This window comes from Salana multivorans (assembly GCF_003751805.1).
In the GTDB taxonomy this organism is placed as follows: Bacteria; Actinomycetota; Actinomycetes; order Actinomycetales; family Beutenbergiaceae; genus Salana; species Salana multivorans.
The window spans coordinates 1419796-1437191 of sequence record NZ_RKHQ01000001.1 but is presented as its reverse complement, the minus strand read 5'-3'; the positions used below and the strand labels follow the sequence as shown (position 1 = coordinate 1437191).

The following is a 17396-nucleotide window of genomic DNA, read 5'->3' as shown; positions in this document are numbered from 1 at the left end:
CACCGCAGCGCCGGACAGCAGCCACGACCCGACCCGGCGGTGGCCATCGCAGAGCCACTGACCACGGCGGGGCCGGATGACGCCCGCACCCCCGCTCCTGCCGGACCGCGCCCCGGCCCTGGCGTGACAGCACCCCGCACCCGGCGCGACCGCGGCCCAGGCCACCGGCCAAGGACGGACCACCGGCCACCGGCCACCGGAGGGCCGGACGGCCACCCGGCCCACGCCCCCGTCACCACACCCCGGCCCACATCCCGGGCGCGACTTTCATTAAGTCTATTTCTACCTATTGCTCTAGTCAGAAACCATCGATATCGTCTCATTCGGAACGGGCGACGACGCCCGGCGCCGACACCGACCACGCAGGCGTGGCACACAGAGTGGAGACGAGCGATGACGTCCGAGCGGGCACCCGACAGCAGCCGGCCCCGGTACGACCGCGCCGTGCTGGGCGACGTCGTCGCCGAGATCGGTGCGCGGCTGGGCGACGACGTGGCGGCCGTCGCGTCGCACGCGCTGCACGACACCCTCGACCACACGATCACCACCTACGACGACGGCACGGCGTTCGTCATCACCGGCGACATCCCCGCCATGTGGCTGCGGGACTCCACGACGCAGCTCACGCCGTACCTGCACCTGCTCGGTGCCGACGACCTGCTCGCCGACACGGTGGCCGCCGTCTCCCGCGGCCAGCAGGCCAACATCCTGGTCGACCCCTACGCCAACGCCTTCAACGCGAGCGCCGACGGCGCCGGCCACCAGGACGTGACGCGGCGCAACCCGCGCGTCTGGGAGCGCAAGTACGAGGTCGACTCGCTCGCCTTCCCGCTCGTGCTGGCGCACACGCTGTGGTCGCGCACGGGCCGCGTCGACCACCTCGACCGGTTCGGCGAGGTCGCCCGGACGATCGTCGCGCTGTGGCGCGTCGAGCAGGACCACGAGGGCTCCACCTACTCGTTCCAGCGACTCGACGGCCCCCCGAGCGACACCCTCACCCACGACGGCCGCGGCGGCCCGGTCGGCCGGACGGGCCTGACCTGGTCCGGCTTCCGACCCAGCGACGACGCCTGCCGGTACGGCTACAACGTGCCCGGGAACGCGCTCGCCGCCGTGGCGCTGGACGCGGTCGCGGAGCTGGCCGCCGGCCCGCTGCGCGACCCCCTCCTCGCCGCCGACGCCGCCGCGCTCGGGTGCGAGCTGCGCGACGCGATCCGGCGCCACGGGGTCGTGCGCAGCGCCGAGGGGCGGGAGATCTACGCGTACGAGGTCGACGGCCTCGGCCACCACCTCGTCATGGACGACGCCAACCAGCCCGGCCTCCTCGGCCTTCCGCTGATCGGCTTCTGCGACCTCGACGACCGGCTCTACCAGGACACCCGCCACGTCGTCCTGAGCCCGGAGAACCCGAGCTACTTCTCGGGCCGCCACGCGAGCGGTCTCGGCAGCCCGCACACCCCGCACGGCTACGTGTGGCCGATCGGGCTCGCGCTCGAGGGGCTCACCACCGGCGACCTCGACGAGTCCCACGCCCTCCTGCGCACCCTCCTCGCGACCGACGGCGGCACCGGCCGGATGCACGAGTCGTTCGACCCCGACGACCCGACCGTCTTCACCCGGCCCTGGTTCTCCTGGGCCAGCGCGATGTTCTGCGAGCTCGCCCTGCACGTCGCCGGCCTCACCGACCGGTCGACGACGCGGCCGACGACGCGGACGGCCCCCGCCACCGCCGAGGAGACGCCGTGGTGACGAGCGTCCCCCGCGCGATGCGGGCCCAACAGCGACGCAGCGCGTGGCTCTTCATCGCCCTGCCCGTCGCGCTCTTCCTGCTGTTCATGCTCATCCCGCTCGGGATGGCCCTCGTGCTCAGCTTCTTCGACTACTCGATCGTCGGCGACTCGGACTTCGTCGGCATCGCGAACTACGTCAAGGCCCTGAACGACCCGATCTTCTGGATCGCGCTGCGGAACACCGCGTACTACACGGTGCTGTACGTCCCCGGCGGGCTGATCGTCGCGCTCGGCACGGCACTGCTGCTCAACCGCGACGCCCGCGTCGCCCGCGCGTTCCGCACCGTCTTCTACATCCCGGTCGTCTCCTCGACCGTCGCGACGGCGGCGATCTGGCTCTGGCTGCTCAACCCGCAGTACGGCCTCATCAACAACGTCCTGCGCTGGGTCGGCATCGACGGCCCGGCGTGGCTGTACGAGTCGCAGTGGGCGATGATCGCGATCGTCGTCATGAGCGTGTGGGCCGGGTTCGGCGCGAACATGATCATCTACCTCGCGGCGCTCCAGGGCGTGCCGAACGAGCTGGTCGAGGCGGCCCGCCTCGACGGGGCCGGTGCCCCGCGCGTCTTCTGGCACGTGACCCGCCCCGCGATCTCGCGGACGACGTTCCTCATCCTCACGCTCCTGCTGATCGGCGCGTTCCAGGTCTTCGACCAGGCCTACGTGCTGACGAAGGGCGGTCCCGGCAACTCGACGCTCACGCTCGTCTACTACATCTACGACCGCGGGTTCGGCCGGCTCCAGATGGGCTACGCGTCCGCCATCTCGTTCATCCTCTTCCTCATCATCATGGTCTTCTCGCTGGCCAACGCGCGGATCACCGCGAAGGGATCCCAGTCATGAGCACCCGGCCCCTGACCCCGCGCGCCGCCGTCGGCCGGACGCTGTGGTGGGTCGCCGTCGTCGTCATCGGCATCTCGACCGTCGGCCCCCTGATCTGGACGTTCGCCACGTCGCTCAAGCCGCCGGCCGAGATCATCTCCTCCTACCTCGACCCCATCCCCGACCACCCGACGCTCCAGAACTACGTCGACCTGTTCGCGCAGACGAAGTTCGGCCGCTACCTGCTGAACTCCGCGATCCTCGCGCTCGGCGGCACGATCACGAACCTGTTCTTCGGCGCCCTCGCCGGCTACGCGTTCGCCCGCCTCGCCTTCCGTGGCCGGCAGAGCATCTTCGGGGTGTTCCTCGCCTCGATGATGGTCCCGGCGATCGTCACGATGGTCCCGACCTTCCTCGTGCTGCGCCGGTTCCCGTTCGCCGGCGGCAACGACCTGTTCGGCCAGGGCGGCACGGGCTTCATCAACAGCTACGCAGCCATCCTCCTGCCCGGCGCCGTCGGCGCCTTCGGGATCTTCTACATGCGTCAGTTCTTCGGGTCGCTCCCCGGGGAGATGGCGGACGCGGCCCGCATCGACGGTGCCGGGGAGTACCGGATCTTCTCGCGGGTGTACCTGCCGCTGGCCAAGGGGGCCCTCGCGGTGCTGGGGGTCCTCACGTTCCAGGCCGGGTGGAACGCGTTCCTGTGGCCGCTCATCGTCCTCAACGAGCCGGACATGCTGACCGTCCAGGTCGGCCTCGCCTCGTTCGTCAACGAGTACCAGACCAACTACGGCGCGCAGATGGCCGGAACCATCGTCGCCAGCCTGCCGATCCTCGTGGTCTTCGCGTTCTCCCAGCGCTTCATCGTCCAGACCAACACCGACAGCTCGATCAAGTGACACACGTGACAACGGATCCCAACGCAAAGGAGCAGGACATGAGATCCCTCACCCGCACGGCCCTCACGGCCACCACCCTGGCGGTCGCGCTCGCGCTCGCCGCGTGCGGCGGCAGCCCCACCGGAGGTGGGACGTCGACGGACGGCGGCGACCCGACCGGGTCGGCCCCCGCCGGCGGCGACGCACCGCAGGAGGTCACCTTCTGGGGCTCCTGGTCGGGCGCGCAGGCCGAACAGCTCGACAAGCAGGCGGCGGCCTTCAACGCCTCCCAGGACCGGTACGTCGTCACGTACGTCCCGCAGGAGCTGGTGGAGGAGAAGCTGCTGACGGCCGTCGCCGGCGGCAGCGTCCCGGACATCGTGCTCTGGGACCGGTACCAGACCTCGCTGTACGCGCAGACCAACGCCCTGGCCCCGATCGACGACTTCATCGAGTCGAGCGACGTCGACCTCGACCAGTTCTACGAGCAGGCCCTCAGCGAGATGATCGTGGACGGCGAGACCTACGGCCTCCCGCTCCTCGTCGACAACCGCTCCCTGTTCTACGCGACCGACGCGCTGGCCGAGGCCGGCCTCGAGCCGCCGACGACGTGGGACGAGCTGCGCTCGGTCGCCGAGGCGCTCACGATCCGCAGCGGGAACAGGCTGGAGCGCTCGGGCTTCGCGCTCAACGACCCGGGCCTGTTCAACGTCTGGCTGACCCAGGCGGGCGGCTCGATGTACACCGAGGACGGCTCGGCGACCGCCTTCAACGGCCCCGAGGGCCTCGAGGTGCTCGACTTCTGGAGCTCGCTCCTGGACGCCGGGGTGTACGAGGTCGGCTTCGGCGAGGGCGTCGACGCGTTCGCCGAGGGCATCGTGACGATGAAGTACGACGGCCCGTGGGCCCTCGCCGACCTCGACGCGGCCGACGTCGAGTACGGGATCGTCCCGCCGCCCACCGGCCCGGGCGGGCAGGGCGCTGGGATGGGCGGCTTCGGCCTCGTGATCCCCAACGGCGCGAAGAGCGCCGAGGGCGCGTGGGAGTTCATGAAGTGGTGGACCACCCAGCCCGAGAACGGGGTGGAGTTCGCCAAGATCTCCGGCTGGATCCCGGCCAACATCGAGGCGGCGAACGACCCGTACTTCACGGAGAACGAGTCCTACGCGGCCTTCATCGAGACGATGTCCTTCGCCAAGGTCCGCTCCCGCACGCCGGGCGCCTCCGACGTCGAGGGCAAGGCGCTCATCCCCGCCCTCGAGCGGTTCCTCTCCGGGGAGATCGACGCCGAGACCGCGCTCGCCGACGCGCAGCGCCTCGGCGACCAGATCCTCGCCGACAACCGGTGAGTCCGCGGGTGGGGGGCGCGCGTCGCGCGCTCCCCACCCGCAGCACCGACGCCCCGCAGCCCCCACCCGCGGCCGGCCACCCCGGCCGCCACCGAGTCCCCGCCCCCCGAGAGGTACCCGTGTCCCACCCCACCTGGTCGCAGTACGCCGACCTCGCCCAGCACGGCCTTGAGCACTACTTCGGTGCACCGGCCCCGCAGCTCCTCAACAACACCTACCCGGCCGGGGACAACGAGGTCTTCAACTACTGGTGGCTCGCGCACGCGATCGACGCCCGGCTCGACGCGTACGCGCGCACGGGCGACCCCGCCTGGCTGGACTCCGCCCGCGCGATCGAGGCGAACCTCCGCGAGCGCAACGGCGACCAGCTCTTCAACGACTACTTCGACGACATGCTCTGGTATGCCCTCGCGCTCGTCCGCCTCCACGACGCGAGCGGTGAGCAGCGCTACCTCGACGACGCGCGGGCGATCCACGCGCACGTGCACCGCCACGGCTGGAACGACACCCTCGGCTGGAGCCTCGCCTGGCGCACGCAGCAGCTCGACTACAAGAACACGCCGGCCAACGGGCCGTTCGTCATCCTGTCGGCCCGGCTGTTCGAGCTGGCGCCCGACCCCGAGCTGCTCGGCCTCGCGCAGATGTCGTTCGACTGGCTCACGCGCACGATGGTCGGCCCCGACGGCTTCGTCGAGGACGGGATCAACCGTCTCGGCGACGGCGCCGTCGACCGCCAGTGGCGGTTCAGCTACAACCAGGGGCTCTACATCGGCGCGGCCCTCGCCCTGACCAGCGCGACCTCGCTCGACCTGGTGCCGCTCGCCACCCGGACGGCGCTCGCGGCGCTCGACGCGCTCGCCCCCGACGGGGTCATCGCGCGTGAGGGCTCGGGTGGGGACGAGGGCCTGTTCAAGGGGGTCCTCTACCGCTACCTCGGCCTCCTCATCGACCGGCTCGACGCGGCCGACCCGGACCGCGCGCGGCTCGTCGAGTTCGTCCGCGTCAGCACCGACGCGCTCGTCGCCTCCGCGACCGACCCCACCTCCACCACCCCCGTCCCGCTGCTCGCCTCCGACGACTGGCGGGTCCGCGTCGAGCCCCCCGTGTACTACTCGACCCAGCTCTCCGCCATCATGGCTCTGGAGCTTCGCGCGGCGATCGAGAACGACGCCGCATAGCCGGGGCCGACGAACGTGGGAGGACCGGGGTGAGTCGCACGCTGTACCGAGAGGTGTACGAGGCGCTGCGCTCGTCGATCGAGAGCGGTGAGCTCGCCGTCGGCGAGCGCCTCCCCCGCGACTCCGAGCTGATGGAGCGGTTCGACGTCGGCGCGATCACCGTGAAGCGGGCGCTCACGCTCCTGCGGGACGAGGGCTACCTCTCCCGGCGGCCGCGGCACGGGACGTTCGTCGTCAGCCGCGAGGGTGGCGAGGCGCCGCCCCCGGCCCCGCGGCCGGGCGACCAGCTCATCGGCTGCGTGCTGACCGACTTCGACGACACGTTCGGCACGCGGATGCTCGCCGGGCTCATCGACGCCGCCCAGCCCGACACCAGCCTCGTCGTGCGACGCAGCCTCGGTGACGGCGCGCGGGAGGACACGATGGTCCGCGCCCTGGCCGCGGCCGGGGCGCGGGCGATCATCCTGCAGCCGAGCTCGTCCGAGTTCGTCCCGCCGGCCGTGCTGGAGCTCATCACGCGGGGCTTCCCCGTCGTCATCCTCGACCGCGTGTACGACGGCCTCCCGGTGTCCTCCGTCTGCTCCGACAACGTGACGGCCGGCCGCGTCGCGACGGACTACCTGTTCTCGCTCGGCCACGAGCGGCTGGGCCTCATCAGCTCCGACTCCGAGGTGTCGACGGTCCGCGACCGCCGGGCCGGCTTCGTCGCGGCGCACGCGCACCACCACGTGCCGCACGACCCGGCCAACGAGTTCCGCGCGACGCGCTCGACCGTCCCCGGCAGCTACGCGACGCCCGACGACGACGTGCGCGCGCTCACCGGCTATCTCGCCGAGCGGCGCGACCTGCAGGGCGTCGTCGTCACGGAGTACCACCTCGCCGTGCTCGTCCTCGAGGCCGCGCGGGAGCTCGGCATCCGGATGCCCGAGGACCTCTCGATCGTCTGCTTCGACCACCCCGGCCAGTTCTTCGACCGCGGGCGGTTCGAGTTCACGCACATCGAGCAGGACGAGGCGGCGATGGGCCACACCGCGTTCGAGCTCGCGCTCGACCTCACCCGGGACGGCTCGCGGGTGGAGCGCGTGGCGCTGGACACCCGGCTCGTCGTCGGCGAGTCGACCGCGCCGCGCCGACCGGCCTGAGCGGCCCCGGCGGCACGGCGGCCGAGACGCGCGACCGGACGACGCCGTCAGCCGGCCGGCGGCGCGGTGACCTCGGGTGACGGGCTCGGGGTCTCCGTCGGCGTGGGCGTCGGAGACGGCGTGCCGGTCGCCGCGAGCTGGGCCTCGAGCTCGGCGATCCGGTCGGACAGGTCGGCGAGCTGGGCTGCCAGGTCCGACTGCTCCGGGGACGGCGTCCCGTCCAGCGCGTCGACCCTCGTCCTGAGGTCCGTGTACTCCGTCAGCAGGTCGTCCAGCGTGATCGCCGTCCCGTCGTCCGTCTCGCCGACCGGCACGTCCCCGCTCTCGACGGCGCTGCGCGCGCTCGCCACGGCCTCGTCGATGATCTCCTGCTTCTGCTCGTCCGAGAGCTCATAGACGACCGTCGGCTGGACGTAGGTCGTGTCGCCGGTCGCCTGGGCGACGATCCACGAGGCCGTGATGGTCACGATGGCGATGAGCGCGAACAGCGCGAGGTAGACCGAGTTCGACCGGAACACCCGCTGGAGCCGCTGCATCCGCGGGGACGGCCCGGCCTCGGCGTCCGCGTCCTCCGCCTCGCCGGCCGCCCCCGGGTCGACCGTCGCGGCGTCGTCCGCCACGGGGCCGTCCACCGCGGCGTCGGCGTCGTCCACCCCGGCCTGCGCGACGTCGACGGCCACCTCGCCGACCCCCGTGGCCCGCACCGCGCTGGCGGGCACCCGGATGACGCCCGCGGCCACGCCCGCCCGGGCGAGCCGCTTGGCCGAGTCGGCGGTCGCCTCCGTCGCGGAGGAGATGAACGCGTTGACGACGGCCGTCGCGACCGAGATGAGCCCGACCGCGATGAGCGAGCTGGTCAGCCCCGCGATCCGCGGCGCGATGAGGGCCATCGTGATCGCGGCCAGGCCCGTCGCGACCACCTTCGTCGCGTTCAGCCCCGACCGCCGCCAGGCGCGACGGAACCCGCCGACGCGCCCGTCCGTCGTCCGATCCGTCATCGTCGTCCTCCCCACGTCAGCTCGGGTGCGGGCCGACGGCCACCGCCGCGCTCGACCCGACAACGAGTGTCTCCCAGACTCGCCGCGCCCCGACCGCGACCACGAACCCCCCACAACCTGCCCCCACGCCTCGCCCACGCCGTCCCCGCACCTGCCCCCATCGCGAGACTCCGCGCGGTTACGATGGTCGGCAGCGTCCGGGCTGCACGACCGCAGCGTCGCCGAGGGAAGACCGGGCGTCCTGCCAGCACCGTGTGAACCGTCGAGGAGGGGACCGGCATGGGGGTCATCGACCGCTTCGAGAAGAGTGTCGAGCGCGTGGTCAACTCCGCCTTCGCCAAGGCGTTCCGCTCCGAGGTCAAGCCCGTCGAGATCGCCGCGGCCATCCAGAAGGAGATGGACGAGCGCGCGGCGGCCTTCCGCGGGCGCACGGTGGTGCCGAACACCTTCGAGGTCGAGCTCGGCGACGGCGACCACGAGCGCGTCGTCGAGTGGGGCGAGGACGCCCTCGCGGACGAGATCGCCGCCGCGGCCGCCGACCACGCCCGCGAGCAGGGCTACTCCCTGGTCGGCCCGATCTCGGTCAGCTTCGCCGACCAGCCCGACCTGGAGACGGGCCGGTTCCGCGTCCACTCCTCCACGATCCGCGACGAGGGCTACGCCGCCGCCGTGTCGGCCGGCCAGGCCGCATCGGGCGGCGCCGCCGTCCCGGAGCCGCCGCGCCACCCCGTCATCGACATCGACGGCAAGCGCTACCTCCTCACGGCCACCTCCACCGTCCTCGGCCGCGGGTCCGAGGCGGACATCGTCGTCGACGACACCGGCGTCTCCCGCCGTCACCTCGAGCTCTCGCGCACACCGCACGGCGTCGTCGTCACCGATCTCGGCTCGACGAACGGCACGTTCGTCGAGGGCAACCGGATCACGGCGGCCACGCTCGTCGACGGCAACACCGTGACCCTCGGCCGTACGCGGCTCCTCTTCTACACGGGTGAGAGCGACGCCGGGTGAGCGAGCTCGTCATCACCCTGCTGCGCCTGTCCTTCCTGGCGCTGCTGTGGTTGCTGGTCCTCTCGTGCATCGGGGTCCTGCGCCGCGACATCTTCGGCACCCGCGTCTCCTCCCGCGGCCGGGGTCGCGGTCTCCGCGCCAACGTCAACCCCGTCAACGACGACGCGGCCGCCCCCGGGCGCAGCACGCCCGTGACGCTGAGCGTCCTGGAGGGCCCGCTGGCCGGGACGCAGCTCGGCCTGCACACCTCGAGCGTCCTCATCGGCCGCGCCCCCTCGTGCACCCTCGTGGTGGACGACGACACCGCCTCGGGCCGGCACGCCCGGATCTTCCCGCACGACGGCGGCTGGTACGTCGAGGACCTCGGCTCGACGAACGGCACCTGGGTCGGCGACACCCGCGTCACCGATCCCGTCCCCGTCCCCCTCGGCACCCCGGTACGCGTCGGGCAGACCCTCCTGGAGCTGCGGAGGGGGCGGTGACATGACCCTCACGTTCTCCTACGCGGCGCGCTCCGACGTCGGGCTGCTGCGCAGCGTCAACCAGGACTCCGGCTACGCCGGCCCGCACCTGCTCGTCCTGGCGGACGGCATGGGCGGCCCGGCCGGCGGCGACGTCGCGTCGTCGGTCGCGATCGCGCACCTCGCCCCGCTCGACGGCGACTCGCACGGCGGCGACATGCTCGCCCTCCTGCGCGACGCGGTCGCGCAGTCCCACGCCGAGCTGCGCGAGCGGGCGCAGGACGACCCCGAGCTCGCCGGCCTCGGCACCACGCTCATCGCGGCCCTGCGCTCCGGCAAGCGGCTCGCGCTCGCGCACATCGGCGACTCGCGCGCCTACCTCGTGCGCGACGGCGTCGTCAGCCGGCTCACCGTCGACCACACCTACGTCCAGCACCTCGTCGACCTCGGCCAGCTCACCGAGGAGGAGGCCGAGACGCACAGCCACCGCAGCGTCATCCTGCGCGTCCTCGGCGACCACGACTTCGGCGTCGACCTGGACGAGTCGCTGCGCGAGCTGGTCGCCGGCGACCGCTTCCTCCTGTGCTCCGACGGCGTCTCCTCCTACGTGAGCGCCGAGACGATCGCGCAGACGCTGATCGACGTCGCGGACCCCGGCGCGTGCGCCGACCGGCTCGTCGACCTCGCCCTGCGCGCGGGCGGCCCGGACAACATCACGGCCGTCGTCGCGGACGTCGTCGAGCTCGACGACGTGCCCGACGGCGCGGCCCCCTCGACCGTCCCGCAGGTCGCCGGCGCGGCCGCCGCCCACTGGAAGCAGCGCTCCCGCGGCAGCGACTCCCCCGCTGCCCGCGCCGCGGCACTCACGCCGCCGAAGCCCGAGGAGATCGCGGCGCACGCCGAGCGCTCGGCCGACGAGGAGCGGGACGAGCTCGACCAGCGCCGGGGCCGGCGTCGCCGCCGCTGGGCCTGGGTCGCCTCGTCCGCGGCCGTCCTCCTCCTGCTCGCCGGCGCGTGCTGGGCCGGGCTGCGCTGGACGCAGACCCAGTACTACGTCGCGTCGTCGGGCGAGTACGTCGCCGTCTACCAGGGGATCCCGCAGAGCATCGGACCGATCAGGCTCGGCCACCCGCTGGACACCACCGACATCCTCGTGGCGGACCTGCCCGACTACGCGCAGGAGCGCCTCGCCACGGCGATCACGCCCGGCGACGGCTCGCTCGCGGGCGCGCGCGGCATCGTCGAGTCGCTGCGCGAGCAGCTCCCGGCGCCCCGACCGACGCCCACACCGACACCGACATCGACCCCGAGCCCCGGCTCGTCCGCGAGCTCCGGGTCGACGGGCACGGCGTCGCCCACGGGCACGGCGTCGCCCACGGGCACGGCGTCGCCGACGGGCACCGCCTCACCGGCCCCGAGCCCGGGCGGATCGAGCTGATGGCGACCATCACGCAGGTCACGCCGCGGCGCGGCCGGTGGACCGAGCTCGCCCTCCTCGTGCCGGCGCTCGGCCTCGGCGTCTACGCCTACCTCCAGGTCGGCCTCGGCGTCACCGGCTCGCCCCCGGCGGACCTCGCGACGTTCGCCGCGGTGCTCGGCGGCATCGCGCTCGCCGTCCACCTCGTGCTGCGCTGGCGGGCCCCGTATGCCGACCCGGTCATCCTGCCCGTCGTCATCGCGCTCAACGGCATCGGGCTCGCGATGATCGCGCGCGTCCACCTGGCGCTCCAGATGCGGGCGAGGCCACCCGCGTGGGACCAGGACCCGAGCAAGCAGATGATGTGGATCGCGGTCGGCGCCTTCGCCGCGATCGTCGTCATCGTGTGGCTGCGCGACCACCGGACGCTGCGCCGCTACACGTGGACGGCCCTCGTCCTCGGCGTCGTGCTGCTCCTCATGCCGATGCTCCCCGTCATCGGGCGCGAGATCAACGGGTCCCGGCTGTGGGTCGGCGTCGGCGGCTTCACGCTGCAGCCGGCCGAGCTGGCCAAGATCGCGTTCGCCGTGTTCTTCGCCGGCTACCTCGTGACGCACCGCGACCAGCTCACGCTCGCCGGGACGAAGGTGCTCGGCCTCACGCTGCCCCGCGCGCGCGACCTCGGCCCGGTCCTGCTGGCCTGGGGCATCAGCATCGGCGTGCTGCTCATGCAGAAGGAGCTCGGGACGTCGATCCTCCTGTTCGGCCTGTTCATCGCGATGCTCTACGTCGCGACCGAGCGGCTGAGCTGGGTGATCATCGGCGTCCTGCTGACGATCGGCGGCGTGCTCGTCATCGCCACCCAGGTCGGCTACGTCCAGGCCCGGATCGACGTCTGGCTGCACGCCCTCGAGCCCGCGATCTACCACCGCGACCCCGGCGGCTCCGGGCAGATCGTCTCGGGCCTGTTCGGGATGGCGAACGGCGGCCTCATGGGGACCGGCTGGGGTGAGGGCTTCCCGTACCTCACGTACTCCGCCAACGCCGACATGATCGTCCCCTCGCTCGCGGAGGAGCTCGGGCTGACCGGCGTGCTGGCCGTCCTCATGCTCTACGTCATCCTCGTCCAGCGCGGCCTGCGCGCCGGCCTCGGCGTCCGCGACGGCTTCGGCAAGCTCCTCGCCTCCGGCCTCGCGTTCACGGTCGCGCTGCAGTGCTTCGTCGTGGTCGGCGGCGCCACGCGCGTCATCCCGCTGTCCGGCCTCACGATGCCGTTCCTCGCCGCCGGCGGCTCCTCGCTCCTGGCGAACTGGATCATCCTCGCCCTGCTGCTGCGCGTGTCCGACGCCGCCCGGCGGCCCGGACCCGACGCCGCCATCGGTCCCCTCGTCATCGTCGGACCGGCGAGCGACGCGGTCGAGCCGGCCGCCGCGACCGGACGCGGTCGGGGCACGCGGGGCGGCCAGGGCTCCGGAGCCGCGGGAGCCACGACGTGAACGCCCCGATCCGCCGCGTGAGCGCCGTCGTGCTCGCGATGTTCCTCGTCCTCATGGGCGCTCTCACCTGGATCCAGGTCGGACAGGCGTCCTCGCTCAACGCGAACCCCTGGAACGCCCGCGCGACCTACCGCGAGAACGGCCGGGACCGCGGCCCGATCATCGTCGCGGGCGAGCAGATCGCCTACTCCGTCCCGGTCGACACCCCCTACCGGTTCCAGCGCACCTACCCCGACGGCGAGCTCTACTCCGCCGTCACGGGCTTCTCGTCCGTCACGTTCGGGCGCACGGGCATCGAGGCCGCCGAGAACACCGTGCTCAACGGGACGGCACCGGGGCTGTGGCGCCAGCGGCTCGGCACGCTCATCACGGGCCGCCAGCCGCAGGGCGGCAGCGTCGAGCTCACGATCGACCCCGCGGTCCAGCGCGCGGCGTTCGACGCGCTCGACGGGCGCGAGGGCGCCGTCGTCGCGCTCGACCCGCGCTCCGGCGCGATCCTCGGCCTCGTCTCGACGCCCGGGTTCGACCCGAACCTGCTGGCCTCGCACGACACGGGCGCGGTGCAGGACGCGTGGGACACGCTCACGGCCGACGGCTCCGGCGACCCGATGACCAACCGGGCCATCGCCGGCAACCAGTACGCCCCGGGCTCGACGTTCAAGCTCATCGACGTCGCCGCCGCCCTGTCCGACCCGACGCTGGACCTCGCGCCGGACACCCGGATCGCCGCGCCCGACGAGATCGCGCTGCCCGGGTCGACGGCGACCATCCGCAACCCCGCCGGCGAGACGTGCGACGACGGCGAGACCGCGACGCTCCAGCGCGCGTTCGAGAAGTCGTGCAACACCCCGTTCGTCCAGCTCGCGCTCGACCTGGGCGCCGAGTCGATCGCCGACCAGGCCGAGCAGTTCGGCTGGGGCCGCGACCTCGACATCCCCATGACCGTGACGCCGAGCCGGCTCGGCGACCTCGAGAAGCTGGCGGCGGACAAGGCAGCGCTCGGGCAGACCGCGATCGGGCAGCGCGACGTGCGCGTCACGCCGATGCAGATGGCGATGGTCGCGGCGGCCGTGGCCAACGACGGCACGCTCATGCGGCCCTACCTCGTGGAGACCGAGCGCGACGCGAACCTCGGCGTCGTCGCCCGCACGAGCCCGTCCGTGTTCTCCACGCCCATCACGCCCGACGTCGCCGAGACGATGACGCAGCTCATGGTCGGGGTCGTCGAGAACGGCACCGGGACGCGCGCGGGGATCAGCGGCGTCACCGTGGCCGGGAAGACGGGCACGGCCGAGTCGGGCATCGACGACGGCACGTCCGCCTCGAACCCGCACGCCTGGATGGTCGCGTTCGCGCCGGCCGAGGCGCCGACGGTCGCCGTCGCCGTGCTCGTCATCAACGGCGCGGACCCGTCGGAGGGCGACTACACGGGCGGCCGGCTGGCCGCGCCGATCGCGCGGCAGGTCATCGAGGCGGCCCTCGGGAGCGCGTCGTGACACCACGCGCCGGGGTCGTGGTCGACCGCTGGGAGCTGACGCGGCTCATCGCCATCGGCGGGATGGGCCAGGTGTGGGCAGCCCAGGAGAAGCCCGGCGGCCGCGAGGTCGCGCTCAAGGTGCTGCGACCGGAGTTCGCCGGCGAGCGCCTGTTCCTCGACCGCATCGCGGCCGAGGCCCGCAACTCCCTCGACCTGGTCCACCCGGGGATCGCGCGCACGTACGCGCACGGCGAGATCGACGGGCTCGGCTACATCGTCATGGAGCTGGTGCCGGGCGAGCCGCTCTCGACGATCCTGGCCCGTGAGCGCGTGCTGTCCCGCCGGCTCGTGCTCGACGTCGTCGCGCAGACGGCCGACGCGCTCGCGACGGCGCACGAGGCGGGCGTCGTGCACCGTGACATCAAGCCGGCCAACCTCATCCTCGGGCCCGGCGGACGCGTCGTGCTGACCGACTTCGGTATCTCCCTCGCCGCGAACCAGGCGCCGATGACGGCCGCCGGGATGGTCATGGGGACGGCGCAGTACCTCCCGCCGGAGCAGGCGATGGGCCGCCCGGCGACCGGCGCGGGCGACGTCTACGCGCTCGGGATCATCGCCTACGAGTCCCTCGTCGGCAAGCGCCCCTTCACCGGCCAGACCCAGGTCGACATCGCGTTCGCCCACGTCACCGAGCCGGTACCGCCGCTGCCCGAGACGATCGACGCGCCCGTGCGCGAGCTGGTCGAGCAGATGCTCGAGAAGGAGCCGGCGCGCCGCCCGTCCCACGCGAGCGAGGTGGCGACGCGCGCCCGCGAGCTGGGCGCGGCGATCGCGCCCGACGACGGGTGGGACCCGGCCGAGCCGCGCCGCGCGCGCCGCCGGCGGGGCGGCAGCCACGCGGGCGAGTCCGACGCGCCCGCGATCATCACGCGCCGCCCCCGCCCGCCCAAGCCCCGCGTCCCGCGCCCCGCGCAGCCGGCGGTCCCAGCCGCGGCCCCGCCGTCGACGCCGGCCGTCGGGGCTCCGGCCCGCGCCCCGGAGACCACGACCGTCCCGCGGGTCGCCGCCGCGGCCCCCGCGGCCCCGCCGCCCGTGATCCCACCGGCGCACGACCCCCGCGCGAGCGACGCCTCCGTCGTGCCGACGCCGGACTGGCAGCCGGTCAGGGTCCGTACCCGCGGCGACCTCCCGTCGCCCTCACCCGACGCACGGCGAGCGCAGGACGCAGCCGCGCCGGAGGCCCCGCCGACCACCTCCGCCGGGACGCGAGACGACGGCGAGCGGGCGGTCCGCGTCCCGAGCCCGACCCGCGTCCCGAGCGCCGCCCGCGTCCCGAGCCCGACCCGCGCCCGCCCGGACACCAAGGTTCCAAGCAGCTGGATCGTCGCAGCCCTGATCGTCCTCGCCGCGGCGATCGTGACCCTTGCCATCCTCGTGGCCGGGAATCTGGGACAATCAGCGGCAAGTGCTGGCACCAGCGGTGTAGCGAGCACGTCAATCGGAGGGGTTCAGTAGTGGTCGAGTCGAATGCTCGCGTGCTCGCGGGGCGCTACGAGGTCGGTGAGCTCATCGGCCGCGGCGGGATGGCAGAGGTCCGGATCGGACGGGACAACCGCCTGTCGCGCCGGGTCGCCGTCAAGCTGCTGCGCTCCGACCTCGCCCAGGACTCGACGTTCCAGGCCAGGTTCCGCCGCGAGGCCCAGTCAGCGGCCGCGCTGAACCACCCCGCGATCGTGTCGGTCTACGACACGGGCGAGGACAACCAGGAGCTGCCCGACGGCACGCAGCGGCACATCCCCTTCATCGTCATGGAGTACGTCGAGGGCCACACGGTCCGCGAGCTGCTGCGCGACGGCGCCGCCCTGCCGATCGACGAGGCCGTCGAGATCACCGAGGGCGTGCTGTCCGCGCTGGAGTACTCCCACCACGCCGGGATCGTGCACCGCGACATCAAGCCCGCGAACGTCATGATCACCACGGCGGGCGACGTCAAGGTGATGGACTTCGGCATCGCCCGCGCCGTCGCCGACTCCGCGGCGACGATGACGCAGACGCAGGCCGTCGTCGGGACCGCCCAGTACCTCTCGCCCGAGCAGGCCCGCGGCGAGGTCGTCGACGCGCGCTCGGACGTGTACTCGACCGGCGCGCTGCTGTTCGAGCTGCTGACCGGCCGCCCGCCGTTCATGGGCGACTCGCCCGTGGCCGTCGCCTACCAGCACGTGCGCGAGGAGCCGCCGACGCCGTCGTCGATCGCGTCCGACGTGCCCGAGGAGCTCGACCGGATCGTCCTCAAGGCGCTCGCCAAGGACCGGACGCTGCGCTACCAGAGCGCGGCCGAGTTCCGCGCGGACCTCGAGGCGGCGCAGCGCGGCGGCATCGTCGGCGCCCCGGCCGTCGGCGTCATCGCGGCCGCGACGCGCGCGAACCAGCCGTCGCCGGCCGGCCCGACGCAGGTGCTCCCGGGTCTCGCCGCCGGCTCGACCGCGACGCTCCCGACCACCGGCGAGGAGGACGAGGAGGCGGACAAGCGCGGCAAGGCGTGGATCTGGGTGCTGTCCATCGTCGCCGTCCTGCTGCTCGGCGGCATCGCGTGGGCGATCTGGGGCAACCGCGGCGCCGAGCCGGTGGAACCGCCCTCCTCCCCCTCCCCGTCGCCGACCGAGACCACGCCCGAGGCCGTCGAGATCCCCGACGTCTCCGGCAGGACCGTCGACGAGGCGCGGCGCGAGCTCGAGGCCCTCGGCCTCACGGTGCTCTCCGCGACCGAGTCCGAGGCGTCGGACACGGTGGCCAAGGACCTCGTCATCCGAACCAGCCCGGACAAGGGCCAGATGGTCCAGGAGGGCGAGGAGGTCACGCTCGTCGTCTCCTCCGGCCCGTCCGAGCTGACCGTGCCCAACGTCATCGGGAACACCGAGTCCGAGGCGCTGGAGAAGCTCAAGACCGCCGGCTTCACCGGCAGTCCGGTCATCCGGGTCGTGGACAGCCCCGACCAGCAGGCCGGCCGCGTCGTCTCGATCGACCCCGGTGTCGACTCGATGGCCGCGCCCGACCAGACGTTCTCGATCTCGGTCGCGAGCGGCAACGTGCCGGTCCCGGACCTCACGGGGCTGTCCCGGAGCGAGGCCGAGGACACGCTCAAGGCGAACAAGCTGTTCTTCGACTTCCAGCCCGTCCAGAGCACCAACCCCGAGGGCACCGTCGTGGAGTGGGAGCCGACGGGCACGCAGCCCCAGGGCACGACCGTGACCGTGTACATCGCCACGCCGCCGCCGTCGCCCCCGCCGACCCCGACGGAGACGCCGAGCTCCACGCCGACCGAGTCCGGCGACGGCGAGGGCGACGGCTGATCCTCGCTCGTCCCGAACGAGGAAGGG

The 17396-nt window shown here is 73.1% G+C and carries 14 protein-coding genes; 13 read left to right on the top strand and 1 reads right to left on the bottom strand.

Features of this window, described 5'->3' with window-relative positions; translation table 11 throughout:
• The first annotated feature begins 393 nt into the window (after positions 1–393).
• The 6 genes from EDD28_RS06410 (at position 394) to EDD28_RS06385 (ending at position 7159) form a co-directional block, all read left to right on the top strand.
• On the top strand, positions 394–1749 hold the full coding sequence (locus tag EDD28_RS06410) for a glycoside hydrolase family 125 protein (protein ID WP_123738844.1): 1356 nt from the start codon (positions 394–396) through the stop codon (positions 1747–1749).
• Positions 1746–2633, top strand: coding sequence for a carbohydrate ABC transporter permease (locus tag EDD28_RS06405; RefSeq protein WP_211339127.1), 888 nt, complete (start codon positions 1746–1748; stop codon positions 2631–2633). The genes EDD28_RS06410 and EDD28_RS06405 overlap by 4 nt, the downstream gene beginning before the upstream one ends.
• On the top strand, positions 2630–3511 hold the full coding sequence (locus EDD28_RS06400; protein WP_123738843.1) for a carbohydrate ABC transporter permease: 882 nt from the start codon (positions 2630–2632) through the stop codon (positions 3509–3511). The genes EDD28_RS06405 and EDD28_RS06400 overlap by 4 nt, the downstream gene beginning before the upstream one ends.
• A gap of 38 nt (positions 3512–3549) precedes the next feature.
• Positions 3550–4839 (top strand): ABC transporter substrate-binding protein, encoded by a 1290-nt coding sequence (locus tag EDD28_RS06395; RefSeq protein ID WP_123738842.1) that lies wholly within the window; start codon positions 3550–3552, stop codon positions 4837–4839.
• Between the two features lie 119 nt (positions 4840–4958).
• Positions 4959–6017, top strand: a complete 1059-nt coding sequence (locus tag EDD28_RS06390; protein WP_170169375.1) for a glycoside hydrolase family 76 protein — start codon at positions 4959–4961, stop codon at positions 6015–6017.
• A 29-nt stretch (positions 6018–6046) separates the two neighbouring features.
• On the top strand, positions 6047–7159 hold the full coding sequence (locus EDD28_RS06385) for a GntR family transcriptional regulator (RefSeq protein ID WP_123738840.1): 1113 nt from the start codon (positions 6047–6049) through the stop codon (positions 7157–7159).
• 47 nt (positions 7160–7206) lie between these two features.
• Here EDD28_RS06385 and EDD28_RS06380 read toward each other — a convergent pair whose 3' ends face one another.
• On the bottom strand, positions 7207–8157 hold the full coding sequence (locus EDD28_RS06380; RefSeq protein ID WP_123738839.1) for a HalX domain-containing protein: 951 nt from the start codon (positions 8155–8157) through the stop codon (positions 7207–7209).
• 279 nt (positions 8158–8436) lie between these two features.
• Here EDD28_RS06380 and EDD28_RS06375 point away from each other — a divergent pair, with 279 nt between their 5' ends.
• Genes EDD28_RS06375 through pknB form a run of 7 tightly spaced genes read left to right on the top strand, consistent with a single transcriptional unit; the run spans position 8437 to position 17369 of the window.
• Positions 8437–9168 (top strand): FHA domain-containing protein, encoded by a 732-nt coding sequence (locus EDD28_RS06375; RefSeq protein WP_123738838.1) that lies wholly within the window; start codon positions 8437–8439, stop codon positions 9166–9168.
• Entirely contained in the window at positions 9165–9650 is a 486-nt protein-coding gene (locus tag EDD28_RS06370) for an FHA domain-containing protein FhaB/FipA (protein ID WP_123738837.1), read from the top strand. Before EDD28_RS06375 ends, EDD28_RS06370 begins: the two co-directional genes overlap by 4 nt.
• A 1-nt stretch (position 9651) precedes the next feature.
• Positions 9652–11067 carry a PP2C family protein-serine/threonine phosphatase gene (locus tag EDD28_RS06365; protein WP_123738836.1) on the top strand — a complete coding sequence of 472 codons (1416 nt, stop codon included), beginning with the start codon at positions 9652–9654 and terminating at the stop codon, positions 11065–11067.
• Entirely contained in the window at positions 11067–12542 is a 1476-nt protein-coding gene (locus EDD28_RS06360; RefSeq protein ID WP_123738835.1) for an FtsW/RodA/SpoVE family cell cycle protein, read from the top strand. Before EDD28_RS06365 ends, EDD28_RS06360 begins: the two co-directional genes overlap by 1 nt.
• Positions 12539–14038 carry a peptidoglycan D,D-transpeptidase FtsI family protein gene (locus EDD28_RS06355; RefSeq protein WP_123738834.1) on the top strand — a complete coding sequence of 500 codons (1500 nt, stop codon included), beginning with the start codon at positions 12539–12541 and terminating at the stop codon, positions 14036–14038. The genes EDD28_RS06360 and EDD28_RS06355 overlap by 4 nt, the downstream gene beginning before the upstream one ends.
• Positions 14035–15534, top strand: coding sequence for a serine/threonine-protein kinase (locus EDD28_RS06350; protein ID WP_123738833.1), 1500 nt, complete (start codon positions 14035–14037; stop codon positions 15532–15534). Before EDD28_RS06355 ends, EDD28_RS06350 begins: the two co-directional genes overlap by 4 nt.
• On the top strand, positions 15534–17369 hold the full coding sequence (gene pknB, locus EDD28_RS06345; protein WP_123738832.1) for a Stk1 family PASTA domain-containing Ser/Thr kinase: 1836 nt from the start codon (positions 15534–15536) through the stop codon (positions 17367–17369). The genes EDD28_RS06350 and pknB overlap by 1 nt, the downstream gene beginning before the upstream one ends.
• Positions 17370–17396 lie beyond the last annotated feature (27 nt).